This window comes from Burkholderia sp. MSMB1459WGS (assembly GCF_001534535.1).
In the GTDB taxonomy this organism is placed as follows: Bacteria; Pseudomonadota; Gammaproteobacteria; order Burkholderiales; family Burkholderiaceae; genus Burkholderia.
Map to the genome: position 1 here is coordinate 206,303 of NZ_LPMU01000064.1, position 25,567 is coordinate 231,869.

Annotated in this window: 25 protein-coding genes and 1 tRNA gene; 23 read left to right on the plus strand and 3 right to left on the minus strand. The window is 66.2% G+C overall.

Features of this window, described 5'->3' with window-relative positions:
- Positions 1 to 93: 93 nt before the first annotated feature.
- From plsX to nagZ, 20 genes are all read left to right on the plus strand, one after another.
- Positions 94 to 1,200, plus strand: a complete 1,107-nt coding sequence (gene plsX, locus WT97_RS25790) for a phosphate acyltransferase PlsX (protein WP_034206770.1) — start codon at positions 94 to 96, stop codon at positions 1,198 to 1,200.
- Positions 1,201 to 2,190, plus strand: coding sequence for a beta-ketoacyl-ACP synthase III (locus tag WT97_RS25795; RefSeq protein WP_059501594.1), 990 nt, complete (start codon positions 1,201 to 1,203; stop codon positions 2,188 to 2,190).
- A gap of 86 nt (positions 2,191 to 2,276) precedes the next feature.
- On the plus strand, positions 2,277 to 3,209 hold the full coding sequence (fabD, locus tag WT97_RS25800) for an ACP S-malonyltransferase (protein ID WP_059791474.1): 933 nt from the start codon (positions 2,277 to 2,279) through the stop codon (positions 3,207 to 3,209).
- 36 nt (positions 3,210 to 3,245) lie between these two features.
- The gene (gene fabG, locus WT97_RS25805; RefSeq protein ID WP_034206773.1) at positions 3,246 to 3,995 is read left to right on the plus strand and encodes a 3-oxoacyl-ACP reductase FabG; all 750 of its coding nucleotides are present in this window, start codon (positions 3,246 to 3,248) and stop codon (positions 3,993 to 3,995) included.
- A gap of 144 nt (positions 3,996 to 4,139) precedes the next feature.
- Positions 4,140 to 4,379, plus strand: coding sequence for an acyl carrier protein (gene acpP / locus WT97_RS25810; RefSeq protein ID WP_004197638.1), 240 nt, complete (start codon positions 4,140 to 4,142; stop codon positions 4,377 to 4,379).
- Between the two features lie 164 nt (positions 4,380 to 4,543).
- Positions 4,544 to 5,776: a beta-ketoacyl-ACP synthase II gene (fabF, locus tag WT97_RS25815; protein ID WP_059501592.1), complete on the plus strand. Its 1,233-nt coding sequence runs from the start codon at positions 4,544 to 4,546 to the stop codon at positions 5,774 to 5,776.
- A gap of 11 nt (positions 5,777 to 5,787) precedes the next feature.
- Positions 5,788 to 6,252: a protein YgfX gene (locus WT97_RS25820; protein ID WP_059501591.1), complete on the plus strand. Its 465-nt coding sequence runs from the start codon at positions 5,788 to 5,790 to the stop codon at positions 6,250 to 6,252.
- 91 nt (positions 6,253 to 6,343) lie between these two features.
- Positions 6,344 to 6,943 carry an RNA polymerase sigma factor RpoE gene (rpoE, locus tag WT97_RS25825; RefSeq protein WP_006490873.1) on the plus strand — a complete coding sequence of 200 codons (600 nt, stop codon included), beginning with the start codon at positions 6,344 to 6,346 and terminating at the stop codon, positions 6,941 to 6,943.
- An 86-nt stretch (positions 6,944 to 7,029) separates the two neighbouring features.
- Entirely contained in the window at positions 7,030 to 7,647 is a 618-nt protein-coding gene (locus WT97_RS25830) for a sigma-E factor negative regulatory protein (RefSeq protein ID WP_059501590.1), read from the plus strand.
- Between the two features lie 5 nt (positions 7,648 to 7,652).
- The gene (locus tag WT97_RS25835) at positions 7,653 to 8,705 is read left to right on the plus strand and encodes a MucB/RseB C-terminal domain-containing protein (RefSeq protein WP_060354637.1); all 1,053 of its coding nucleotides are present in this window, start codon (positions 7,653 to 7,655) and stop codon (positions 8,703 to 8,705) included.
- Between the two features lie 16 nt (positions 8,706 to 8,721).
- Positions 8,722 to 10,206 carry a DegQ family serine endoprotease gene (locus WT97_RS25840; protein ID WP_059779754.1) on the plus strand — a complete coding sequence of 495 codons (1,485 nt, stop codon included), beginning with the start codon at positions 8,722 to 8,724 and terminating at the stop codon, positions 10,204 to 10,206.
- A 7-nt stretch (positions 10,207 to 10,213) separates the two neighbouring features.
- Positions 10,214 to 10,450, plus strand: a complete 237-nt coding sequence (locus WT97_RS25845) for a glutaredoxin family protein (RefSeq protein ID WP_006476497.1) — start codon at positions 10,214 to 10,216, stop codon at positions 10,448 to 10,450.
- A 196-nt stretch (positions 10,451 to 10,646) separates the two neighbouring features.
- Positions 10,647 to 12,440, plus strand: coding sequence for a translation elongation factor 4 (lepA, locus tag WT97_RS25850; protein WP_059501585.1), 1,794 nt, complete (start codon positions 10,647 to 10,649; stop codon positions 12,438 to 12,440).
- 15 nt (positions 12,441 to 12,455) lie between these two features.
- Entirely contained in the window at positions 12,456 to 13,349 is an 894-nt protein-coding gene (gene lepB / locus WT97_RS25855) for a signal peptidase I (RefSeq protein WP_059501582.1), read from the plus strand.
- 154 nt (positions 13,350 to 13,503) lie between these two features.
- On the plus strand, positions 13,504 to 14,730 hold the full coding sequence (gene rnc / locus WT97_RS25860) for a ribonuclease III (RefSeq protein WP_060354638.1): 1,227 nt from the start codon (positions 13,504 to 13,506) through the stop codon (positions 14,728 to 14,730).
- A 60-nt stretch (positions 14,731 to 14,790) separates the two neighbouring features.
- Positions 14,791 to 15,690 carry a GTPase Era gene (gene era / locus WT97_RS25865; protein WP_034206782.1) on the plus strand — a complete coding sequence of 300 codons (900 nt, stop codon included), beginning with the start codon at positions 14,791 to 14,793 and terminating at the stop codon, positions 15,688 to 15,690.
- On the plus strand, positions 15,677 to 16,513 hold the full coding sequence (recO, locus tag WT97_RS25870; RefSeq protein ID WP_059501578.1) for a DNA repair protein RecO: 837 nt from the start codon (positions 15,677 to 15,679) through the stop codon (positions 16,511 to 16,513). Before era ends, recO begins: the two co-directional genes overlap by 14 nt.
- Complete coding sequence (gene pdxJ / locus WT97_RS25875) at positions 16,510 to 17,286, plus strand: pyridoxine 5'-phosphate synthase (protein ID WP_059501577.1); 777 nt, start codon at positions 16,510 to 16,512, stop codon at positions 17,284 to 17,286. The genes recO and pdxJ overlap by 4 nt, the downstream gene beginning before the upstream one ends.
- An 80-nt stretch (positions 17,287 to 17,366) precedes the next feature.
- Positions 17,367 to 17,801, plus strand: a complete 435-nt coding sequence (gene acpS, locus WT97_RS25880; RefSeq protein ID WP_034206785.1) for a holo-ACP synthase — start codon at positions 17,367 to 17,369, stop codon at positions 17,799 to 17,801.
- 16 nt (positions 17,802 to 17,817) lie between these two features.
- Positions 17,818 to 18,846: a beta-N-acetylhexosaminidase gene (gene nagZ / locus WT97_RS25885; RefSeq protein WP_059501573.1), complete on the plus strand. Its 1,029-nt coding sequence runs from the start codon at positions 17,818 to 17,820 to the stop codon at positions 18,844 to 18,846.
- A gap of 176 nt (positions 18,847 to 19,022) precedes the next feature.
- On the opposite strand, the gene WT97_RS25890 is transcribed toward nagZ, so the two are convergent.
- The 3 genes from WT97_RS25890 to earP form a co-directional block, all read right to left on the minus strand.
- Positions 19,023 to 20,408, minus strand: coding sequence for a sigma-54 dependent transcriptional regulator (locus WT97_RS25890; RefSeq protein ID WP_059501572.1), 1,386 nt, complete (start codon positions 20,406 to 20,408; stop codon positions 19,023 to 19,025).
- Between the two features lie 267 nt (positions 20,409 to 20,675).
- Entirely contained in the window at positions 20,676 to 21,233 is a 558-nt protein-coding gene (gene efp / locus WT97_RS25895; RefSeq protein ID WP_034206788.1) for an elongation factor P, read from the minus strand.
- Between the two features lie 136 nt (positions 21,234 to 21,369).
- Complete coding sequence (earP, locus tag WT97_RS25900; RefSeq protein WP_060354639.1) at positions 21,370 to 22,563, minus strand: elongation factor P maturation arginine rhamnosyltransferase EarP; 1,194 nt, start codon at positions 22,561 to 22,563, stop codon at positions 21,370 to 21,372.
- A 76-nt stretch (positions 22,564 to 22,639) separates the two neighbouring features.
- On the opposite strand from earP, the gene uvrC reads away from it, so the two are divergent.
- The 3 genes from uvrC to WT97_RS25915 all read left to right on the plus strand — a co-directional run bounded on the left by uvrC (position 22,640) and on the right by WT97_RS25915 (position 25,566).
- Positions 22,640 to 24,673, plus strand: a complete 2,034-nt coding sequence (gene uvrC / locus WT97_RS25905; RefSeq protein ID WP_059501568.1) for an excinuclease ABC subunit UvrC — start codon at positions 22,640 to 22,642, stop codon at positions 24,671 to 24,673.
- 91 nt (positions 24,674 to 24,764) lie between these two features.
- Positions 24,765 to 25,352 (plus strand): CDP-diacylglycerol--glycerol-3-phosphate 3-phosphatidyltransferase, encoded by a 588-nt coding sequence (gene pgsA, locus WT97_RS25910; protein WP_059501566.1) that lies wholly within the window; start codon positions 24,765 to 24,767, stop codon positions 25,350 to 25,352.
- A gap of 138 nt (positions 25,353 to 25,490) precedes the next feature.
- Positions 25,491 to 25,566, plus strand: a tRNA-Gly gene (locus WT97_RS25915).
- Position 25,567: the final 1 nt, after the last annotated feature.

A 25,567-nucleotide genomic window follows, 5' to 3' on the forward strand; every position in this document is an offset into this window, starting at 1 on the left:
CGCGTGACAACTGGTTCGCTTGACACTTTCCTGGCTCAACAAAAAGGCGGCATTCAACTGCCGCTTTTTTGTGCCTGAAATTCGTCGCATTCCATGACCGTAAAGCTCACAATCGATTGCATGGGAGGCGACCACGGCCCGTCCGTGACCGTTCCCGCGGCAGTCAAGTTCGTCCGCGCGCATCCCGATGCGCACCTGATGCTCGTCGGCATCGAAAGCGCGATTCGCGCTCAGTTGAAGAAGCTGAAAGCCCTCGACGATCCCGCGTTGACCATCGTGCCCGCCACCGAAGTCGTGGCGATGGACGACCCTGTCGAAGTGGCGCTGCGCAAGAAGAAGGATTCTTCGATGCGCGTCGCGCTCAACCACGTCAAGGAAGGCGCGGCGCAGGCCTGCATTTCCGCCGGCAATACCGGCGCGTTGATGGCCGTTTCCCGCTACGTACTCAAGACGCTGCCCGGCATCGAGCGGCCCGCGATCGCGTTCGCGCTGCCGAACCCGACCGGCTACACGATGATGCTGGACCTCGGCGCGAACGTCGACTGCGAACCGCAGCATCTGCTGCAGTTCGCGGAGATGGGGCACGCGCTGGTGGCCGCGCTCGAAGGCAAGGAGCGCCCGACGATCGGCCTGCTGAACATCGGCGAAGAGGTCATCAAGGGCAACGAGACGATCAAGCGCGCAGGCGAGCTGCTGCGCGCCAGCACGCTCAATTTCCGCGGCAACGTGGAAGGCAACGACATCTACAAGGGCACCGTCGACGTGATCGTCTGCGACGGCTTCGTCGGCAACGTCGCGCTGAAGACGTCGGAAGGGCTCGCGCAGATGCTGTCGGACATCATCCGCGAGGAGTTCGGCCGTTCGCTGATGTCGAAGCTGATGGCGCTGCTCGCGCTGCCCGTGCTGATGCGTTTCAAGAAGCGCGTCGACCACCGCCAGTACAACGGCGCGGCGCTGCTGGGGCTGAAGAGCCTCGTGATCAAGAGCCATGGTTCGGCCGACGCCTACGCGTTTGAGTGGGCGATCAAACGCGGGTATGATGCCGTCAAAAACGGGGTGCTGGAGCGCCTCGCGCGCGCGATGGCGGATAATTCGGCGTCGCTCGGCGACGGCGAGCACGACGCGGGCGGCGCGGGCCATGCAAGCCCTGCCGCAGGCCATCACGCCGAACCTTCCGCTGCGCAATCCTCTAAAGCATAAATGGCCCAATCGACTCTCTATTCCCGCGTGCTCGGCACGGGCAGCTACCTGCCGCCCGACCGCGTCACGAACCAGCAGTTGACCGATCGTCTTGCGAAGGAAGGCATCGAGACGAGCGATGAATGGATCGTGGCGCGTACGGGCATCCATGCACGCCATTTCGCCGCACCCGACGTCACGACGAGCGATCTCGCGCTCGAGGCATCGCGTCGTGCGATCGAAGCGGCCGGTGTCGATCCGCAGTCGATCGACCTGATCATCGTCGCGACTTCGACCCCCGATTTCGTGTTCCCGAGCACCGCGTGCCTGCTGCAGAACAAGCTCGGCATCAAGAACGGCGGCGCGGCATTCGACGTGCAGGCCGTGTGTTCGGGCTTCGCATACGCGATGGCGACGGCCGACAGCTTCATCCGCAGCGGCCAGCACCGTACGGCGCTCGTGGTCGGCGCGGAGACGTTCTCGCGCATTCTCGACTTCAAGGACCGCACGACCTGCGTGCTGTTCGGCGACGGCGCGGGCGCGGTGATCCTGTCCGCATCGGAAGAGCCGGGCGTGCTCGGCAGCGCGCTGCACGCGGACGGCAGCTACTCGAACATCTTGTGCACGCCGGGCAACGTCAATCGCGGCGTGATCGACGGCAGCGCGTTCCTGCACATGGACGGGCAGGCCGTGTTCAAGCTCGCGGTCAACGTGCTCGAAAAAGTCGCGATCGAAGCGCTCGCGAAGGCGAATCTCGCGCCCGAGCAAATCGACTGGCTGATTCCGCACCAGGCCAACATCCGCATCATGACCAGCACCTGCCGCAAGCTCGGCCTGCCGCAGGAGCGCATGGTCGTGACGGTCGACCAGCACGGCAACACGTCGGCCGCGTCGATCCCGCTGGCGCTCGACGTCGCGGTGCGCGACGGCCGCATCCAGCGCGGTCAGCACGTGCTGATCGAAGGCGTCGGCGGCGGCTTCACCTGGGGCGCGTCGGTCTTCCGCTTCTGATCCGCGGCGCGCGACAAGCCGCGCGCGGATCTCCAACCGGCGCGCCGCTCTCGTGCGCCGTTCGAATCGATTCAATTGGGGACGATATGAAATTCGCATTCGTTTTTCCGGGGCAGGGCTCGCAGGCGATCGGCATGCTCAACGCATTCGCCGATCTGGCCGTCGTGCGCGAGACGCTCCAGGAAGCGTCCGACGCGCTCGATCAGGATCTCGGCAAGCTGATCGCCGAAGGTCCGGCCGAAGAGCTGAACCTGACCACCAACACGCAGCCCGTGATGCTGACCGCAGCGTACGCGTGCTACCGCGCGTGGCAGCAGGCAGGCGGCCCGGCGCCGTCGATCGTTGCTGGCCACAGCCTCGGTGAATACACGGCGCTCGTCGCGGCCGGCGCGATCGCGTTCAAGGACGCGGTGCCGCTCGTGCGCTTTCGCGCGCAGGCGATGCAGACGGCCGTGCCGGTCGGCCAGGGCGGCATGGCCGCGATCCTGGGCCTCGACGACGACGCGGTGCGTGCGGTATGCGCCGAAGCCGCGGAAGCGGGCGTCGTCGAAGCGGTGAACTTCAATGCGCCCGCGCAGGTCGTGATCGCAGGCAGCAAGGCCGCGGTCGAAAAGGCATGCGAAATCGCGAAGGCGAAGGGCGCGAAGCGCGCGCTGCCGCTGCCGGTGTCGGCGCCGTTCCATTCGTCGCTGCTCAAGCCGGCGTCGGATCAGTTGCGCGACTATCTCGCGAACGTCGACGTGAAGGCGCCGCAGATTCCGGTCGTCAACAACATCGACGTCGCGGTGACGAGCGATCCGGCTGCGATCAAGGATGCGCTGGTGCGCCAGGCCGCGGGCCCGGTGCGCTGGGTCGAGTGCGTGCGGCACATCGCGGGCACGGGCATCACGCACGTGATCGAATGCGGTCCGGGCAAGGTGCTCGCCGGCCTGACGAAGCGCATCGACGGCAATCTGACGGGGGCGTCGGTGTTCGATCCGGCTTCGCTCGACGAAGCGCTCAAGCTGGTGACCGCCTGACGCGGCGCCTTTTCCCAAGCAACGGATATTCGATCCATGGACAAGACTCTCGATAAACAGGTTGCGATCGTGACCGGCGCGTCGCGCGGCATCGGCCGTTCGATCGCGCTCGAACTCGCGCGTCTGGGCGCGACGGTGATCGGCACGGCGACGAGCGAATCGGGCGCCGCCGCGATCACCGCGGCGTTCGCGGAAGCAGGTGTCGCGGGCCGCGGCGCGGTGCTGAACGTCAACGACGCGGCGGCTGCCGAAGCGCTGATCGACGCGACCGTGAAGGAATTCGGTGCGCTGAACGTGCTCGTCAACAACGCGGGCATCACGCAGGACCAGCTCGCGATGCGGATGAAGGACGAGGACTGGGATGCGGTGATCGACACCAACCTGAAGTCGGTGTTCCGTCTGTCGCGTGCGGTGCTGCGCCCGATGATGAAGGCGCGCGGCGGTCGTATCATCAACATCACGTCGGTGGTCGGCTCGGCCGGCAATCCGGGTCAGGTCAACTATGCGGCCGCGAAGGCCGGCGTCGCGGGGATGACGCGCGCACTCGCGCGCGAAATCGGCAGCCGCGGCATCACCGTGAACTGCGTGGCGCCGGGCTTCATCGACACCGACATGACGAAGACGCTGCCGGAAGAACAGCAGGCCGCGCTCAAGACCCAGATTCCGCTCGGCCGCCTCGGCAGCCCGGAGGACATCGCCCATGCCGTCGCGTTCCTCGCATCGCCGCAGGCCGGTTACATCACCGGCACGACGCTGCACGTGAACGGCGGCATGTACATGTCGTAACGGTTTTCGTTTACCATCCGCGCCGTATCCCGTTTTTCAGGCGGATCGGCGCTTGATCGACCATCAAGCCAACGCGCGTTTTGGCGTCAGCAAACCTGATAAAATGCGCGCACTTGTAAATCTGAACTTTCCCTCGGAGGGGTAATGGACAACATCGAACAACGTGTCAAGAAGATCGTCGCTGAACAACTGGGCGTCGCCGAAGCCGAGATCAAGAACGAAGCTTCGTTCGTGAACGACCTGGGCGCCGACTCGCTCGACACGGTCGAACTGGTGATGGCGCTCGAAGACGAGTTCGGCATGGAAATCCCGGACGAAGAAGCAGAGAAGATCACGACCGTTCAGCAAGCGATCGACTACGCTCGCGCAAACGTCAAGGCGTAAGCGCCTTTCGCGCTTGTCCGCCACGTCGCCGCGATCTTCGCGATTGACGCGCCATCCTGCCGGCTTCGCGCCGGACGGACTAACAGCCACAGGGCTCGCAGGGCTGATTCCTGTGGCCACTGTGGCTTTTGTTTTTGTCATCCAATAATGGAAAAGAGGTTACCGTGAGCCGCCGTCGTGTTGTCGTTACAGGCCTGGGGCTGATTTCGCCTGTTGGCAATAATGTTGCCGACGGCTGGGCCAATCTCGTCGCCGGCAAGTCCGGTATCGCCACCGTCACGAAGTTCGATGCGTCGAACCTCGCGTGCCATTTCGCGGGCGAAGTGAAGGGTTTCAGCGCCGAGGAATACATCCCGGCGAAGGAAGCCCGGAACATGGATACGTTCATCCATTACGGCATCGCCGCCGGCGTCCAGGCCATCCGCGACAGCGGGCTGGAAGTGACCGAAGCCAATGCGGAACGCATCGGTGTGCTGGTCGGTTCCGGCATCGGCGGCCTGCCGATGATCGAAGACACGCACCAGACCTACGTCGATCGCGGCGCGCGCCGCATTTCGCCGTTCTTCGTGCCGGGTTCGATCATCAACATGATCTCCGGTCACCTGAGCATCATGTTCGGCCTGAAGGGCCCGAACCTCGCGGCCGTGACGGCCTGCACGACCGGCCTGCACAGCATCGGCCTCGCCGCGCGCCTGATCCAGGCCGGCGACGCCGACGTGATGGTCGCGGGCGGCGCCGAATCGACGGTGTCGCCGCTCGGCATCGGCGGTTTCGCGGCAGCGCGCGCGCTGTCGACCCGCAACGACGATCCGGCTACCGCGTCGCGTCCGTGGGACAAGGACCGCGACGGCTTCGTGCTGGGCGAGGGCTCGGGCGTGATGGTGCTCGAAGAGTACGAGGCGGCGAAGGCGCGCGGCGCGAAGATCTACGCGGAAGTCGCGGGCTTCGGCATGACGGGCGACGCGTACCACATGACCGCGCCGAACATGGACGGCCCGCGCCGCTGCATGGTCGCGGCGCTGCGCGACGCCGGCATGAACCCGGACGAGGTCCAGTACCTGAACGCGCATGGCACGTCGACGCCGCTGGGCGACAAGAACGAGTCCGACGCGGTGAAGGCGGCCTTCGGCGAGCACGCGTACAAGATGGTGGTCAACTCGACGAAGTCGATGACGGGCCACCTGCTGGGTGGCGCGGGCGGCCTCGAATCGGTGTTCACGGTGCTGGCGCTGCACAACAACGTGTCGCCGCCGACCATCAACATTTTCAACCAGGACCCCGAGTGCGATCTCGATTACTGCGCGAACACCGCGCGTGACATGAAGATCGACGTGGCCGTGAAGAACAACTTCGGCTTCGGCGGTACCAACGGCACGCTGGTGTTCAAGCGCGTCTGACGTCGAATCGCTTGACGAGTCCATTCGATGCTCCGGCCGGGCGCCCGCAGCGCTTTGCGTTGCGGGCCTCGGCCGTGTCGTATCTCGTGCTGGCCGTATTCGTCGCGTCGGCTGCCGCGTCGGCGTACCTGTTCTGGGCGCCGCGCGCGGGCGTTGCCGCCGGCGCGGGCGTGTCGGCCGCGACGGCGGCCCTGCTGGCCGTATGGGCGGTGCGGGCCTGCGCCCGCCGGCTGCCGGCCGAGCTGCGGATCGATGCCTTCGGGGAGATTGCGGCGTTTGGCCGCACCGGGCAGTTGTTGGCCCGCGGCCGCGTGACGGGCCACGCGCACTGGAGCAGCCTGCTGCTGGTGCTGTCGGTCGGGCAGGGTGCCCGGCGGGCCCGGCCGCTGCTGATTCCGGCCGACGCGCTCGACGCCGCATCGTTCAGCGCGCTGTCGGTGCTGGCGAGGACGGCCGGGGCGGCGGGGCGGGCATGACGGCGGCGCGGTTACCGGCCGTAACCAGCGCCCGGCGCCGGAACGCTACAATAACGCTCCGCGTTGCATCCCTAGTTAACGGATTTGTCAGGTGAGTGAAAAAGAAATCGATCAGGCTCTGGTCGAGCGCGTACAGAAGGGCGACAAGGCGGCGTTCGAACTCCTGGTCTCCAAATACCACCGCAAGATCATTCGGCTGATCTCGCGCCTCGTGCGGGATCCCGCCGAGGTCGAGGATGTGGCCCAGGACGCGTTCATCAAGGCGTATCGTGCGTTGCCGCAATTCCGCGGCGAATCGGCGTTCTATACGTGGTTGTACCGAATTGCCGTCAACACGGCGAAGAACTACCTTGCGACGCAAGGCCGCCGGGCGCCGACCTCGACCGAGGCCGATGCGGAGGAAGCGGAAACTTTCTCCGACGCAGACCAACTAAGGGATATCAACACGCCTGAGTCGATGTTGATGAGCAAGCAGATTGCCGAGACGGTCAACGCTGCAATGGCTCTGCTGCCCGAAGAACTGCGCCAGGCAATCACGCTGCGCGAGATCGAGGGCCTGAGCTACGAAGAGATCGCGGAAATGATGGGCTGTCCGATCGGGACGGTCCGATCGCGGATCTTCCGCGCGCGCGAAGCAATCGCTGCCAAATTGCGTCCGCTGCTCGATACGCCCGAAGGCAAGCGCTGGTAAGCGCGACGGGCGGAACGACGCGGGTCGGGGTCTAGTAACGGATAGAGTCGTGAAGTCACGACGGGGTGTGCAAGATGGGGAGCATCATGGGGTCGGTCAATACGCAATCGCAGGCGTGCTCGCGCGGCGAGCGCATTTCCGCGCTGGTCGACGGCGAAATGTTCGACGGCCCGGATCACGGGCAGTTTCTGGCTGAACTCGACCGCGCGGATCGCGCCGTATGGGCCCAGTACCACTTGATCGGCGATGCGCTGCGCTCGGACGAGCTCGCGCTGTCGCCCGCGCTGAGCGTCGCGTTCACCGCGCGCATGTCGGCTGCGCTCGAAAGCGAGCCGCACCTGCTGGCGCCGGCGGCCGCGCCGGTCGCACGCAAGCTGCTGTCGCTGCGCCGCCGCGTCGTGCCCGCGTTCGCGGTGGCCGCCGCGGCCGCCACGCTGACGTGGATCGTCGTCCCGCAGATGCAGACGGCCGGCGCCCCGGGCGCCGTCCAGGTCGCATCGGCAGGCGCGCCGCAGAACGGCAACCTGCAGCGCGTGACGGTTGCGCAGGCATCGACCCAGCCGGGCCTGCAGGACGTCAACATCATTCGCGACGCCAGCCTCGACCAATACCTTGAAGCGCACCAGCAATTCGCGCAGCAGCCCGTCGTCACGGGTTCGATGCCGCTGATCCGCGCTGCCGTGACCACCACGCCAGGCCAATAACCCCGATGCGGACATTGCAGTTGAATCACGCCATCTCCGGATGGAAGCGGCTGCCGGCCCTTTTGCTTTGCGCAGCCGCCCTGTTGTCCGTTCAATCCCTTCCCGCCAGCGCCCAGCAACCGGACGATCCCGTCGCGACCCGCAAGGGCGCCGCTGACTGGCTCGACCGCGTCCAGCAGGCGGCGCAGCAGCAGAGCTACGAAGGTACGTTCGTCTACCAGCGCGGTGGGTACGTGCAGTCGTCGCGTATCGCGCACGTCTCGTCCCGCGACGGCGAGTTCGAGCGGATCGAGACGCTCGACGGCAAGCCGCGCAAGCTGCTGCGGCACAACGACGAGCTGTATACGTTCGTGCCCGAGCGCAAGCTGTGCGTGGTCGAACGCCGCCAGACGCGCGACTCGTTTCCCGCGCTGCTCGGCGCGAGCGGCGAGCACGTGATGTCCGTCTACGATGCGAAGTCGCTCGGCAAGGACCGTGTGGCCGGGATCGACGCGCAGGTCGTCGAGCTCGTGCCGAAAGATGCGTATCGTTTCACGTACAAGCTGTGGGCCGACCCGCGCACCGGGCTGCTGCTGCGTTCGCAGACGCTCGACGCGAACGATCACGTGCTCGAACAGATCGCGTTCTCGCAACTGCAGACGGGCGGCGCAAGCGGCGACAAGGCCGCGATTGCAGCCGGCATGCGCAATCTGAGCGGCTGGACGGTCGTGCGCCCGCCGGTCGCGGCGGTCGACATGGAGGCGCAGGGCTGGCAGCTTGCGCCGAGCGTCGCCGGCTTCCAGAAGATTCGTGAAGTGCGCCGGCCGATGGCCGCGCGCGATGCGGGCGATCCGCCGATCCCGGTCGATCAGGCCGTCTTCACCGACGGCCTCGCGACGATCTCGGTTTTCATCGAGCCGGCCGAAAAGAATACGCGCAAGGAAGGCGCGGGCAGCACCGGTGCGACGCACGTTCTCGTGAAGCGCCGCGGCGACTACTGGATCACCGTGCTCGGCGAAGTGCCGCCGGCCACGTTGCAGCAGTTCGCGTCTGCCATAGAATACAAGGCTTCCAAGTAACGCTACGGCTTCCGACATGATGAAACTCACGCTGCGCAAATGGCTCGCGGCGGCGGCGCTGTCTGCCTGCCTGCCGCTCGTGCCGCATACCGCGTTCGCTGTGACGGCTCCCGCTGCCAGCCTGCCCGACTTTGCCGATCTGGTCGAGAAGGTCGGCCCGGCCGTCGTGAACATCCGGACCACCGCCAACGTGCCGACGAGCGGCCCGCGCGGGATGCTCCCGCCCGGCTTCGACAACGGCGACATGTCCGAATTCTTCCGGCGCTTCTTCGGCATTCCGCTGCCGCAGGCGCCCGGTAACGGCGGTAACCCGAAGAACGCGCCGGCGCCGGACAATCCGCCCGACACCGAGCAGAACCGCGGCGTCGGCTCGGGCTTCATCGTGTCGGCCGACGGTTACGTGATGACCAATGCGCACGTCGTTGACGATGCGGACACCATTTACGTGACGCTGACCGACAAGCGCGAATTCAAGGCGAAGCTGATCGGCGTCGACGACCGTACGGACGTCGCGGTCGTCAAGATCCAGGCGTCGAACCTGCCGGTCGTCGCGATCGGCGATTCGAACAAGGTGCGCGTCGGCGAATGGGTCGTCGCGATCGGGTCGCCGTTCGGCCTCGACAACACGGTCACGGCCGGCATCGTCAGCTCGAAGAGCCGCAACACGGGCGACTACCTGCCGTTCATCCAGACCGACGTCGCCGTGAACCCCGGCAACTCGGGCGGCCCGCTGATCAACATGCAGGGCGAGGTGATCGGCATCAACTCGCAGATCTACAGCAGGACCGGCGGCTTCATGGGCATTTCGTTCGCGATTCCGATCGACGAGGCGATGCGCGTGGCCGACCAGCTGAAGGCGACGGGCAAGGTCACGCGCGGCCGGATCGCGGTGGCGATCGGCGAGGTGACGAAGGACGTGGCCGACTCGATCGGGCTGCCGAAGGCCGAAGGCGCGCTCGTCAGCAGCGTCGAGCCGGGCGGCCCCGCCGACAAGGCCGGCATCCAGCCGGGCGACATTATCCTGAAGTTCAACGGCCGTCCGGTCGATGCGGCGTCGGATCTGCCGCGCATGGTCGGCGACACGAAGCCTGGCACGAAGGCGACGGTCAGCGTGTGGCGCAAGGGTCAGGCGCGCGATCTGCCGATCACGATCGCCGAGACGCCGGCCGAGTCGACGGCGAAGGCCGAGCAGCGCAAGAATGCACCGCAGAAGCCGCGCCAGACCAATTCGCTCGGCCTGACGGTCAGCGACCTGACGGCGGAGCAGATGAAGACGCTGAAGTTGAAGAACGGCGTGCAGATCGACGGCGTCGACGGGCCGGCCGCCCGTGCGGGCCTGCAGCGCGGCGACATCGTGCTGCGGGTGGGCGACACCGACATCACGAGCGCGAAGCAGTTCGCGGACGTGACCGCGCAGCTCGATCCGCAGAAGGCGGTCGCGGTGCTCGTGCGGCGTGGCGACAACACGCAGTTCGTGCCCGTGCGGCCGCGCCAGAAGTAACGCGCCGATGTTCACGCTCTACGGCCGCGGCTGGTGCCACCTGTGCGACGACATGCGCGACGCACTGGCGCCGGTGGCGGCCGAATTCGGCGTCGCGGTCGACTACATCGACATCGACACCGATGCTGCGCTCGTCGCGCGTTACGACGAGGACGTGCCCGTGCTGCTGCTGGACGGCGCGGAAGTGTGCCGCCACCGGTTCGACGACGCGCGGGTGCGCGACGCGCTGGCGGCCCGGCGCTGAACCGGGCCCGCCGCGGGCTGGCGCCGCTTCGCACGGGGCACGATCCGGCGGTCGGCTCGGCCGGGCTCCCGCGTGGCAGAGCGTCCGAAATCCCGCCCGGCGTAAGCCTTTTCGGCTAAAATAAGCCGTTTTTTCACCGACTTACAAGGCGTGCTCCGCAGTCGTGAGCGCGCCTTTTTCGCTTGATCGGCACTGAATGGATCATATTCGCAATTTCTCGATCATCGCCCACATCGACCATGGCAAGTCGACGCTCGCGGATCGCATCATCCAGGTATGCGGCGGCCTCGCCGACCGTGAAATGGAAGCGCAGGTGCTCGACTCAATGGATATCGAGCGCGAGCGCGGCATCACGATCAAGGCGCAGACTGCCGCGTTGTCCTATCGCGCACGCGACGGCAAGGTCTACAACCTGAACCTGATCGACACGCCGGGGCACGTCGACTTCTCGTACGAGGTCAGCCGTTCGCTGTCCGCGTGCGAAGGCGCGCTGCTGGTCGTCGACGCGAGTCAAGGCGTCGAGGCGCAGACGGTCGCGAACTGCTACACGGCGATCGAACTCGGCGTCGAGGTCGTGCCCGTGCTGAACAAGATCGACCTGCCGGCCGCGAACCCCGAGAACGCGATCGAGGAAATCGAGGACGTGATCGGCATCGACGCGACCGACGCGACGCGCTGCAGCGCGAAGACGGGCCTCGGCGTCGAGGACGTGCTCGAGTCGCTGATCGCGAAGGTGCCCCCGCCGAAGGGCGATCCGGCCGCGCCGCTGCAGGCGCTGATCATCGATTCGTGGTTCGACAACTACGTCGGCGTCGTGATGCTCGTGCGTATCGTCAACGGCACGCTGCGTCCGAAGGACAAGATCAAGATGATGGCGACCGGCGCGCAGTATCCGGTCGAGCACGTTGGCGTGTTCACGCCGAAGTCGCGCAATCTCGAGTCGCTGTCGGCCGGGCAGGTGGGCTTCATCATCGCGGGCATCAAGGAACTGACGGCCGCGAAAGTCGGCGATACCGTCACGCACGCGACCAAGGCCGCTGCCGAGCCGCTGCCGGGCTTCAAGGAAGTGAAGCCGCAGGTGTTCGCGGGGCTGTATCCGGTCGAGGCGAACCAGTACGACGCGCTGCGCGAATCGCTCGAGAAGCTCAAGCTGAACGACGCATCGCTGCAGTACGAGCCGGAAGTGTCGCAGGCGCTCGGTTTCGGGTTCCGTTGCGGCTTCCTCGGGCTGCTGCACATGGAAATCGTACAGGAGCGGCTCGAGCGCGAGTTCGACATGGATCTCATCACGACCGCGCCGACGGTCGTCTACGAGGTCGTGCAGAGCGACGGCTCGACGATCATGGTCGAGAATCCGGCGAAGATGCCGGAGCCCGGCCGCATCGCCGAAGTGCGCGAGCCGATCGTCACCGTGAACCTGTACATGCCGCAGGATTACGTCGGCTCGGTGATCACGCTGTGCGAGCAGAAGCGCGGCTCGCAGATCAACATGCAGTATCACGGCCGCCAGGTGCAGCTCACGTACGAGATCCCGATGGCCGAGATCGTGCTCGACTTCTTCGATCGCCTGAAGTCGGTATCGCGCGGCTATGCGTCGATGGATTACGAGTTCAAGGAGTACCGTTCGTCGGACGTCGTGAAGGTCGACATGCTGATCAACGGCGACAAGGTCGACGCGCTGTCGATCATCGTGCACCGGTCGCAATCGCAATATCGCGGCCGCGAAGTCGCCGCGAAGATGCGCGAGATCATCCCGCGCCAGATGTACGACGTGGCGATCCAGGCCGCGATCGGTGCGCACATCGTCGCGCGCGAGAACATCAAGGCGCTCCGCAAGAACGTGCTCGCGAAGTGCTACGGCGGCGACATCACGCGGAAGAAGAAACTGCTCGAGAAGCAGAAAGAAGGTAAGAAACGCATGAAGCAGGTGGGTTCGGTCGAGATCCCGCAGGAGGCGTTCCTCGCGATCTTGCGCGTCGAAGACAAATAACAGGACTGATCCTTTATGAATTTTGCGCTGATTCTTTTTGTGCTCGTCGTCGTGACGGGCGTAGCGTGGGTGCTGGACAAACTGGTGTTCCTGCCGCGGCGTCGCAAGGCGGCCGACTCGGCGATCGAGGAGTTCGATCGCCAGCAGTCGCGCATCGACAAGCGTTTCGCGGACGAAAACGCAGCGCAGACGCGTTCGAAGCTGCGTGACGAAAAGCTGCGCCAGCCGTGGTGGCTCGAGTACACGGCGAGCTTCTTCCCGGTGATCCTGGCCGTGTTCGTCGTGCGTTCGTTCGTCGTCGAGCCGTTCAAGATTCCGTCGGGCTCGATGGTGCCGACGCTGCTCGTCGGCGACTTCATCCTCGTCAACAAGTTCGAGTACGGGCTGCGCCTGCCGGTCACGAACACGAAGATCACGCAGGGCAGCCCGCTGTCGCGCGGCGACGTCGTCGTGTTCCGCTATCCGAAGGACGAGTCGGTCGATTACATCAAGCGCGTGATCGGCCTGCCGGGCGACACGATCGCGTATCAGGACAAGCAGCTCACGATCAACGGCCAGCCGGTGCCCGAAACGCCGCTGCCCGATTTCTTCGACGACGAGCGCCAGAATTACGCGAAGCAGTTCGAGGAAACGATCGGCAACAAGAAGAACGCGATCCTCAACAACCCGGCCGTGCCGCCGTTCGTGATGGGCGCATACGACTATCCGTATCGCGACAACTGCACGTACAACAGCCGCGGCGTGATCTGCAAGGTGCCGCCCGGTCACTACTTCATGATGGGCGACAACCGCGACAACAGCGCGGACAGCCGCTACTGGGGTTTCGTGCCGGACCGGAACATCGTCGGCCGCGCGTTCTTCATCTGGATGAACTTCGGCGACCTGAAGCGCATCGGTTCCTTCAACTGATCGCATTCGATTCACACGCAATACGCGACGCACGGGCCGCGTCGCGTATTGCCGAACTACTTTAAGAACCGGCGGTAACACCGCCTCGACACGCCTTTTCGCGTCCGGCCGTGCCGTTTCGGCCCGACCGGGTGCCCGCGTTATACTCCTGCACATGCCCCTATCCCAGTTGGAAAGCCGGCTGCGCTACGAATTTCGCAATGCGGAATTGTTGCGCCAGGCTTTGACCCATCGCAGTCACAGCGCCACGCACAACGAACGGCTCGAGTTTCTCGGCGATTCCGTTCTGAATTGCGCGGTGGCCGCCCTTTTGTTCCAGCGTTTCGGCAAGCTGGACGAAGGTGATCTGTCGCGCGTACGCGCCAACCTCGTCAAGCAGCAGTCGTTGTACGAAATCGCTCAGGCCCTGAATATCTCGGACGGCCTGCGGCTCGGCGAGGGCGAGCTGCGCAGCGGCGGATTCCGCCGCCCGTCGATCCTCGCGGACGCGTTCGAAGCCATCATCGGGGCCGTATTCCTCGATGGCGGCTTCGAAGCCGCCCAAGGGGTCATCAAGCGGCTCTACATCCCGATTCTCGACCACATCGATCCGCGCACGCTCGGCAAGGACGCGAAGACGCTGCTGCAGGAATACTTGCAGGGGCACAAGATCGCGCTGCCGACCTATACGGTCGTCGCGACGCATGGTGCGGCGCACAATCAGCAGTTCGAGGTCGAGTGCACGGTGCCGAAGCTCGACGTGAAGGTATCGGGTTCCGGCGCGAGCCGGCGCGCGGCCGAGCAGGCCGCTGCGAAGAAGGCGCTCGACGAAGTGATGGCGGCCGCGCCGATGCTGGCCGCGAAGCCGAAGCGCTCGAAAAACGCACGCGGGTCCAAGCATGTCGAACCCGAGATCGTGCCGGGCGTGAAGGGCGTGCAGGAAGCGCTCGACCTGCGCTCGCCGGAGCGCAAGGAACGTGCGGCGGCGCGCGAGGCCAGGGCGGCCGGCGCGGCGCCGGCTGCAACCGCTGCGGCTGCGGCCACGGGCGAGCCGGCCGTCGCGCCGATGGCGGCGATTCGCGCGGCGCATGTCGAGCCTGCCACGGATAAGGGCGAGCGGGCGGCGAAGCCGGCGACCGACAAGGTGGCCGACAAACCGGCCGAGCGGCCCGACAAGGCTGCAGAAAGACCTGCCGAAGCCGCGTCGCGCGCAGCCGACAAGCCGGCCGGCCATGCAGCCGATTTGGCAGCGTCGTCGGCCGATAAGCCTTCCGCGAGTGCCGACTCCGCCGCGCGCACGCCGGCACGCGCACGCGATGCCGCGGCGCCCGACGCCGATGCGCCGCTTGGCGGCGCGAGTCTTGCTGCCGCGCAGGCGCGCGTGGCCGATGCCGGCCACTGAATTGCCCATCGATCGTGCCGCGCGCCGCGCGGCCGTTTCCGAACCTGTCTCCCAAACGATATGAACACTCCCGCTCCTACCGGTTTCCGTTGCGGCATGATCGCGATCGTGGGCCGCCCGAACGTCGGCAAGTCGACGTTGATGAACGCACTCGTCGGCCAGAAGATCAGCATCACGTCGCGCAAGGCGCAGACGACCCGTCACCGCATCACCGGCATCAACACGTTCGACGACGCGCAATTCGTGTTCGTCGACACGCCTGGCTTCCAGACGCGTCACAGCACCGCGCTGAACCGTTCGCTGAACCGCGCGGTCACGTCGACGCTGACGTCGGTCGACGTGATCCTGTTCGTGATCGAGGCCGGCCGCTTCGGGCCCGATGACCAGAAGGTGCTCGACCTGATCCCGCCCGGCATGCCGACGCTGTTGATCGCGAACAAGATCGACCGCGTGAACGACAAGGCGTCGCTGTTCCCGTTCATGCAGAAGGTGAGCGAACTGCGCGAATTCACCGAACTCGTGCCGCTGTCGGCGCAGCGGCCGGAAGACATCAAGCGCCTGCTGGATACGATCAAGCCGTACCTGCCGGAAGGCGAGCCGATCTACGGCGAGGACGAGCTGACCGACCGCAGCTCGCGTTTTCTCGCGGCCGAAATCCTGCGCGAGAAGGTATTCCGCTGGACCGGCGACGAACTGCCGTACACGAGCACCGTGCTGATCGACAAGTTCGAGGAAGAGGGCCGCCTGAAGCGCATCTTCGCGACGATCCTCGTCGAGCGCGATTCGCACAAGGCGATGGTGATCGGCAAGAAGGGCGAGAAGCTCAAGCAGATCAGCACCGAGGCGCGGATGGACATGGAGAAGCTGTTCGACGGCCCCGTCTACCTCGAAACCTTCGTGAAGGTGAAGAGCGGTTGGGCCGACAACGAGGCGGGGCTGCGTGCCTATGGGTACGAATGACGCGCTGACGTCGACCGAAGACGCGGTGAGCGCCGGCGCGAATGACGCGCCGTTGCCGGCACCGCCCGAACCGCCGCGCAAGGTGCGGCGCGCGGCGTCTCGCACGTCCGATTTCCGCGTCGCCGAGCAGCCGGCGTTCGTGCTGCACAGCTATCCGTATCGGGAAACGAGCCTGATCGTCGATGTGCTGACGCGCGACCACGGCCGGCTCGCGCTCGTCGCAAAGGGCGCGAAGCGCCCGCACTCGGCGTTGCGCGGCGTATTGCAGACCTTCCAGCCGTTGCTGCTGTCGTGGTCCGGCAAATCCGAGGTGCGCACGCTGACGGGCGCCGAGTGGGTCGGCGGGATGCTGCCGCTAAGCGGCGACGGGCTGTTGTGCGGTTTCTACGCGAACGAGCTGCTCGTGAAATTCTGCGCGCGCGAGGATCCCCAGCCGCCGCTGTTCAATCATTACGTGCTGACCCTCACGCGCCTCGCGCACGGCGAGCCCGCGGTGCAGGTGCTGCGCTCGTTCGAGCGTGTGCTGCTGCGCGAGACCGGGTATGCGATGGCGCTGAACCGCACGGTCGCGCGCCGCGCCGTCGAGCCCGAGCGCCGCTACGTGTTCGATCCCGAGCGCGGCGTGCGCAATGCGGACGACGACGTGCCGTCGCACTGGCCGGTCATCACCGGACAGACGTTGCTCGACATGGAGCAGGACGATTACCATCGAGCCCAGACGGTTGCGCAAAGCAAGACGCTGATGCGCTTCCTGCTGAACACCTATCTCGGCGGCACGCCGCTCGCCACGCGTCAGATCCTGATCGACCTGCAAAACCTATGAGCTTCTTCCTGACAACGCCCACCGCCATCGACCTCGGCGTGAACATCGACCACGTCGCGACGCTGCGCAATGCGCGCGGCACGCGCTATCCCGATCCGGTCCGCGCGGCGCTCGCCGCCGAAGAGGCGGGCGCGGACGCGATCACGCTGCACCTGCGCGAGGATCGTCGTCACATCGTCGACGCCGACGTGCGCGAACTGCGCCCGCTGCTGAAGACGCGCATGAACCTCGAATGCGCGGTGACGGCGGAGATGCTCGACATCGCGTGCGAAGTGCGTCCCCACGATGCGTGCCTCGTACCGGAGAAGCGCGCGGAACTGACGACCGAAGGCGGTCTCGATGTCGCCGGCCATTTCGAGGCCGTGCGCGCGGCGTGCAAGCAGCTCGCCGACGTGGGCGTGCGCGTGTCGCTGTTCATCGACCCTGACGACACGCAGATCCGCGCCGCGCACGAAGCGGGCGCGCCGGTGATCGAGCTGCATACGGGCCGCTACGCCGAAGCGCACGACCAGGCCGAGCAGCAGCGCGAATACGAGCGTATCGTCGCGGGCGTGCAGGCCGGCGCGCAGCTCGGCCTGAAGGTCAATGCGGGCCACGGGCTGCACTACACGAACGTGCAGCAGATTGCCGCGATCGACGGTATCGTCGAGCTGAACATCGGTCACGCGATCGTCGCGCACGCGATCTTCGCGGGCTGGGACAACGCGGTGCGCGAGATGAAGGCGATCATGGTCGCCGCACGCGTCGCCGCGCTGCACGGCGGCGCGCGCTGAGATGCGAGGCCGCCGCGCCCCGCACGCCGTTTGCGACGCACTTGACCCGGCCTTGCCGGGCCACCCCGGCGGAGACTGACATGGCGATCTACGGCATCGGTACCGACATCGCGCAGGTGAGCCGCGTCGCGGCGGTGCTCGAACGCACGGGCGGCCGGTTTGCCGAGAAGGTGCTCGGCCCCGACGAGCTGCGCGTGTTCCACGCGCGGCGCGCCCGCTCCGAGGCGCGCGGCATCGCGTTTCTCGCGACGCGCTTCTCCGCAAAGGAAGCGTTTTCGAAGGCAATCGGACTCGGCATGCACTGGCCGATGACGTGGCGCGCACTGCAGACGCTCAACCATCCGAGCGGCGAGCCGTACGTGGTCGCTTCGGGCGAGCTGGCCGACTGGCTGGCCGCTCGCGGCATCACGGCGCGCGTGACGGTCAGTGACGAACGCGACTACGCGGTGTCGTTCGTGATTGCCGAAACGGACGCCGCGCCTGCTCCCGGACCTGTTTCCCGAACCCCCTCCTGACGGAATTCCCGATTCGATGAAAACGACTCCCGGCCCGGTCATGCTCGACGTCGTCGGCACGACCCTGTCGCGCGACGATGCGCGGCGCCTCGCGCATCCGAATACCGGCGGCGTGATCCTGTTCGCGCGGCACTTCCAGAATCGTGCGCAACTGACCGCGCTGACCGATTCGATCCGCGCGGTGCGCGAAGACATCTTGATCGCGGTCGATCACGAAGGCGGGCGCGTGCAGCGGTTCCGCACCGACGGCTTCACGGTGCTGCCCGCGATGCGTCGCCTCGGCGAACTGTGGGATCGCGACGTGCTGCTCGCGACGAAGGTCGCGACCGCTGTCGGCTACATCCTGGCTGCCGAATTGCGCGCGTGCGGGATCGACATGAGCTTCACGCCGGTGCTCGATCTCGACTATGGGCACTCGAAGGTGATCGGCGATCGTGCGTTCCATCGCGACCCGCGCGTCGTCACGCTGCTCGCGAAGAGCCTGAACCACGGGCTGTCGCTCGCCGGCATGGCGAACTGCGGCAAGCATTTCCCCGGGCACGGCTTCGCGGAGGCCGATTCGCACGTCGCGCTGCCGACCGACGATCGCACGCTCGATGCGATCGTCGAGCAGGACGTCGCGCCGTACGACTGGCTCGGGCTGTCGCTGTCCGCGGTGATTCCGGCGCACGTGATCTACACGCAGGTCGACAAGCGGCCGGCCGGGTTTTCGCGCGTGTGGTTGCAGGACATCCTGCGCGGGAAGCTCGGCTTCACGGGCGCGATCTTCAGCGACGACCTGTCGATGGAGGCGGCGCGCGAAGGCGGCACGCTCACGCAGGCAGCCGACGCCGCGCTCGCCGCCGGTTGCGACATGGTGCTCGTCTGCAACCAGCCGGACGCGGCCGAAGTCGTGCTGAACGGATTGAAGGCGCGGGCCTCGGCCGAGTCGGTGCGGCGCATCAAGCGGATGCGTGCGCGCGGCAAGGCGCTCAAGTGGGAGAAGCTGGTCGCGCAGCCCGAGTATCTGCAGGCGCAGGCGCTGTTGAGCAGCGCGCTGGCGTAAGCGGCCACGGACGGGGCGCATCGCGCCGTTTGGGTCGCCTCAACAGAAAGCCGCGCAATAGCGCGGCTTTTTTTGCGGGTCGCGACCGCCCGATCAGGGCAGTCGCCGGGACGAGCTCGGGCGTATAAGCAACTAACGGTCAGATCCCGTCAGCGTCCGCATTCAGGGCTGCCCGCTCAGTTCACCTTCATCCGCTGCAGCTTGTTGTACAGCGTCTTCGGGCTGATGCCGAGCAGCGTAGCCGCGCGGTGGCGCGTACCGCCGACCGCGTCGAGCGTCGCGCGGATCAGCAGATCCTCGACGTCGGACAGCGGCGTGCCGACCTTGATCTGCACGCTGCTGCCGTTCAGCGCGGCGCCGGCGGAGAAGCTGGCTTCGCCCGCGCGCAGCGTCTCGATGAAGTCGCCCGATGCGTCGTACGCGAAGCGCACGCGTTCCTGCAACTCGCGCACGTTGCCCGGCCATTCGTAGGACAGGCATTCGCGCACGAAGCCCGGCGCCGCCCGCTTGTCGGTCGTGCTGCGGCCGGTTGCGCGCGCTTCGCGGTTCAGTTCGTCGATCTGCGCGTCCGCGATTGCGAGCGCGTCGCCGTCGCGCTCGCGCAGCGGCGGCATCGTGATCGACGCCGCGTCGAGGCGCAGCCACAGATCCTCGCGCAGCGTGCCGTTCGCCACCGCTTCGCGCGCCGGGCGGCGCGTGGCCGCGATCAGCCGGAAATCGCTGGTGATCGGGCTCGTGCCGCCGATCCGCATGAAGTTCTGCGAATCGAGCGCGTGCAGCAGCGCTTCCTGCAGCACGAGCGGCAGCGCGGTGATTTCGTCGAGGAACAGCGTGCCGCCGCCGGCCTGCTCGAACAGGCCCGATTCGCGGCGCTCGGCGCCGTCGAACGCGCCGCGTTCATGGCCGAACAGCACGCTGTCGAGCGACGCGCCGTGCCGGCCGGCCTGCGCGAGCATGCGGCAGTCGAACGAGACGAACGGCCCCTTGCGGCGCCGGCTCAGTTCGTGCAGCGTGCGCGCCGCCAGCTTCTTGCCGGTGCCGGCTTCGCCCGAGAACAGCACGGCCGTTTCGGTGCGGGCGTTGTGCTCGATCATGTCGTACACGTGCTGCATCGCATCGCTGCGGCCCACCAGCGCGCCGAAGCGGCCGAGATGGCGCAGCGACGCACGCAGCGACTGCACTTCGTCGATCAGTTCGTACGGGCGGGGGATCCGCGCGAGCAGGCTGCGCAGGCGCGGAATGTTGATCGGCTTCAGCAGGTAGTCCCAGATGCCGTGGCGCAGGCCCTCGATGGCGCTCTCGACCGTCGCGTTGCCCGTCAGCACGATCACCGGCAGCGAGCCGTTCGGCTGTTGCTGCGGCAGGTGCTGGAGCAGGTCGAACCCGCTGCCGTCCGGCAGGTTCAGGTCGACGAGCACGACGTCGGGAATCGAGCGGCCGAGCGCCGTGCGCGCTTCGGCGAGCGACGTGGCCGTGTCGACCGAGAAGCCGTCTGCGGCGAGCAGTGCGGTGAGGCCTGACAGGCTGTTGGGATCGTCTTCGACAATCAGGGCGTGTGGCATGGTGGACGCGAGTCGAGTCAAGAGAGGCGGGCTGTCGGCCAGCGGGCCGCAGCCGCATGTCGGATTAAAGATTGATTTTATGCCCCGCCGAACGCATCACGCGCATTATTTCTCCGGCGCTATAAAACAGTTACCGATGATACAAATTGAATATCTTTACCGGTGGCTTTTGTGCTGCTTATGGCTCTGGTTTGTGGCAGCTGTTGGCGCCAGACAAACAAAAAGCGCCCCGAAGGGCGCTTTGTTCGATGCGGGTATCGCTGACGATTACGCGCGGCTGCGGTATTCGTTCGTGCGCGTATCGATTTCGATCTTGTCGCCGGTGTTGCAGAACAGCGGCACTTGCAGTTCGAAGCCGGTCGCCAGCTTCGCGTTCTTCAGCACCTTGCCCGACGACGTGTCGCCCTTGACGGCCGGTTCCGTGTAGGTGATTTCGCGAACGAGGATCGTCGGCAGTTCGACCGAGATCGCCTTCTCGTTGTAGAACACGACTTCGCAAGCCATGCCGTCTTCGAGGTAGTTCAGCGCTTCGCCCATCATTTCGGCTTCGACTTCGTACTGGTTGTAGTCGGCGTCCATGAACACGTACATCGGGTCGGCGAAGTACGAGTACGTCACTTCCTTGCGATCGAGCACGACGACGTCGAACTTGTCGTCGGCCTTGTAGACCGATTCCTGGCCTGCGTTCGTCAGCAGGTTCTTCATCTTCATCTTGACGACGGCGGCGTTACGGCCCGACTTGTTGTATTCCGTCTTGGCGATGACCCATGCGTCGCTGCCGATCTGCACGACGTTGCCTACGCGGAGTTCCTGTGCGGTCTTCATAAAAAACTGTCCTGATCCAATCGAATAAATAGGTGCCTGAGCGTTGCACAACGGGTGAGGCGCCAAGCAGATGCGTTCCGGTGGGCCCCCAAAGCTCAAACGCGAGCGCTTGCATGGTCAGCCGTCGGATAACCGTTTATTTTAACTGAGATTTTGCGTATTCCGCCAGCTTTCCGGCGAGATCGCCGACGGTCGCGAGCGCGTCGGCCCAGCGGGCTGCATTGGCGTCGAGTGCGGCGCGGTGCTGCCATAAATCGGCCCAGTCGGGTATGCCGGCGCCGTTCCAGGCATGCCAGAACCGCTCGAGCGCTGCGCGCGGCGCATCGGCGAGACCGGCCGACAGGTGCGCGAGCGCGGCGTCGAGCTTCGGCAGGTGCGCGTCGTCGGCTTGCGGGTAGATGTGCCACGCAAACGGCTTGCGCGCCCACTGTGCGCGAACGAACGAATCCTCGCCGCGGACGAAATTGAAATCGGCGACCCACAGCAGCGGGTCGTAGTCGGCCTGCGGAACGAACGCGAGACCATGGGCGGTCAGGTTGCCGCTGCGCACCCGTGTGCCCGCCGCGAACGATTCGACCCCGAAAAAATGGGCGACGGCGGGCGACAGACGTCCGGCCGGCACGAGCGCGACGACCGGCGACGGGCCGCCGCGCCATTGCGCAAGCAGCGCGTCGACGGCCGGGTTTTCGTAGGCGAACAGGCTGACGACCGTCGTGCCGGGCGCCGGCGGCGCACCGCCGGTCGCGCGCTGCCACCACGCGGCGCGTGCTGCCGGATCGGTGTCGAAGGCCGTGCGGCGCGCGTCGAGGTCGCGCTCTTTCGGCACGCCGCCCGTGCCGGCCGACAGGCCCGGGAAGAAGAACGTCTTCAGCAGCGGGTAGCGTGGATGCGGCGATGGCCGCAAATGGAAATCGGCGACCCAGTCCTCGGCGCTCAGGTATTCGAGGTTGATCCACACGGGGCGCCGCGCGCGCCGCGCCATCGCCGCGAGATACGCGCCGGGCAGCTCGCACGCGAACGCCTCGATCACGACGTCGGCGATTTCCAGCGCGTCGCCGACTTCCGCATGCCAGTGCTCGATCACGATCGTGTCGGCCGTCTGCCGCGTCGCGTCGGGATCGACCTGCGGCAGCAGGCGTGCGAACGTGTGCAGGTCGTCGACGAACAGGCGAACCTGCCAGCCATGCTCGTGCGCGAGCTGGCGCGCGACGCGCCAGCACACGCCGATGTCGCCGAAATTGTCGATCACCGTGCAGAAGAGGTCGCAGGCGATCGGTTCGCCCGGCGCGAGCGGCACCGCGGAGAGGGGGGCAGCGGAGGAGCGTGGCATCGAAGCGGGCCGGTGAATGCTCTAAACTGGCGATTCTAATAGACCCGTTCCGCGTTACAAGGCGCCCGGATCACGCATGACATCCCCAGAAGCCTCCGATACCCCGTTCGAACCGAAGAAGATCCTTGCGCAGTTGCCGCACATGCCGGGTGTCTATCGCTATTACGACACGGCGGGCGCCGTCCTCTACGTCGGCAAGGCGCGCGACCTGAAAAAGCGCGTGTCGAGCTATTTCACGAAGACGCAACTGTCGCCGCGCATCGCGATGATGGTCACGCGCATCGCGCGCATCGAAACCACCGTCACGCGCTCGGAAGCCGAAGCGCTGCTGCTCGAGAACAACCTGATCAAGGCGCTCGCGCCGCGTTACAACATCCTGTTTCGCGACGACAAGTCGTATCCGTACCTCAAGCTCACCGCGCACCGCTTTCCGCGGATGGCCTACTACCGCGGCTCGGTCGACAAGCAGAACCAGTATTTCGGGCCGTTCCCGAGCGCGTGGGCGGTGCGCGAGAGCATCCAGATCCTGCAGCGTGTGTTTCAGTTGCGCACCTGCGAGGATTCGGTCTTCAACAACCGCACGCGGCCGTGCCTGCTGCACCAGATCGGGCGCTGCACGGCGCCGTGCGTCGGCGCGATCTCCGACGAGGATTACGCGGTCGACGTATCGAACGCCGCGCGGTTCCTGCTTGGCAGGCAGTCCGAAGTGATGAAGGAGCTCGAGCAGAAGATGCACGCGTTCGCGGCCGAGCTGAAATTCGAGCAGGCGGCAGCCGTGCGCAATCAGATGAGTTCGCTCGCGACGGTGCTGCACCAGCAGGCGATCGAGGTCGGCAGCGACCGCGACGTCGACGTCCTGGCCGTCGTCGCGCAGGGCGGACGCGTGTGCGTGAACCTCGCGATGGTCCGCGGTGGCCGGCACCTCGGGGACAAGGCGTACTTTCCGACACACGTCGAAAGTGCACTGACGCTCGCCGAAGGCGGTCTCGGTGACGAGGCCGAGCCGGCGGAAGCGGTCGATGCGCCGCTCGACACGGTGCCTGACCAGCCTGTGGAAGAGGCCGGCAGCGCGCGCGGCACGGCCGCGGCGTCGGTCGAGGCCGAGGTACTCGATGCGTTCATCGCGCAGCACTATCTCGGCAATCGCGTGCCACCCGTGCTCGTCGTCAGTCATGCGCCCGCGAGCCGCGACCTGCTGGAGCTGCTGTCCGAGCAGGCTGGCCACAAGGTGTCGCTGGTGCGGCAGCCACAGGGGCAGCGGCGCGCGTGGCTGTCGATGGCCGAGCAGAACGCGCGGCTCGCGCTCGCGCGGCTGCTGTCCGAGCAGGGCTCGCAGCAGGCGCGCACGCGTGCGCTGGCGGACACGCTCAGCTACGACAGCGACGATCTCGCGACGCTGCGGATCGAATGCTTCGACATCAGCCATACGATGGGCGAGGCGACGCAGGCGTCGTGCGTCGTCTATCACCATCACAAGATGCAATCGAGCGAATATCGCCGCTACAACATCACGGGCATCACGCCGGGCGACGATTACGCGGCGATGCGGCAGGTGCTCACGCGCCGCTACGAGAAGATGGTGGAACAGGCCGCGCAGGCGGCGGCCGCCGACGAAGCGGCCGGCATCGACGGCGAGTCGACGCGCCAGGCCGAGGCGTCGAGCCTGCTGCCGAACATCGTGCTGATCGACGGCGGCAAGGGTCAGGTCGAGATCGCACGGCAGGTGTTCACCGAGCTCGGCCTCGACACGTCGATGCTGGTTGGCGTCGCGAAAGGCGAGGGGCGCAAGGTCGGCCTCGAGACGCTGGTGTTCGCGGACGGTCGCGCGCCGCTCGAACTCGGCAAGGAGAGCGCCGCGCTGATGCTCGTCGCGCAGATCCGCGACGAGGCGCACCGTTTCGCGATCACCGGCATGCGGGCGAAGCGGGCGAAGGCGCGGCAGACGTCGCGGCTCGAGGAGCTCGAGGGCGTCGGCGCGAAGCGCCGGCAGCGGCTGCTCGCGCGTTTTGGCGGATTGCGCGGCGTGGTGGCCGCGAGTGTCGAGGAGCTGGCGAGCGTCGAGGGCATTTCGCACGCGCTCGCCGAGCAGATCTACAAGCAGCTTCACTGACGCGGCCGTGCGGCCGGCGGCATTTGCCAGCATTCTTGTGGCAGGCCGGTCGACACGGCACAATTGCGAATCCTTTACTGTCCCGCATGCCATGCCGTTCAATTTCCCGATTTTCCTGACGTGGGTACGGATCGTGCTGATTCCGCTCGTCGTCGGCGTGTTCTATCTGCCGGACACGGTGATGGACGGCGCGCACCGCAATCTCGCGGCGGCGGCGATCTTCATCCTCGCCGCGCTGACCGACTGGTTCGACGGCTTTCTCGCCCGCAAGTGGAACCAGACGTCGTCGTTCGGCGCGTTTCTCGACCCGGTGGCGGACAAGCTGATGGTGACGGCCGCGCTGCTGATCCTCGTGCAGATTTCGCGGGTCGACGCGGCGATCGCGCTCGTGATCGTCGGTCGCGAGATCGCGATTTCGGCGCTGCGCGAATGGATGGCGCAGATCGGCGCGTCGAAGAGCGTCGCGGTGAATCAACTCGGCAAGTTCAAGACCGCATGCCAGATGGTCGCGATTCCGATGCTGCTGTTCTACGGGCCGCTGCCGCTCGGCGTCGTGACGATCGATACGCGCGTGTGGGGCGAGTGGCTGATGTATCTCGCCGCGGTGCTGACCATCTGGTCGATGCTGTACTACATGAAGCTCGCATGGCCGCAGATCCGCGAGCGCGGCGGCGCGTGATCCGCGCCGCATGGGCGGCGGTTTTTGTAAAAAGGGCTGGAAAAGCCCTTGACACACGAATGTGCCTTCGACATAATCTCGCTTCTCCGCTGCACGACGAAGTAAGTGTGTGACGGGGAAGCAGTAGCGTAGCGATACGCGGGAGTAGCTCAGTTGGTAGAGCGCAACCTTGCCAAGGTTGAGGTCGCGAGTTCGAGACTCGTCTCCCGCTCCAG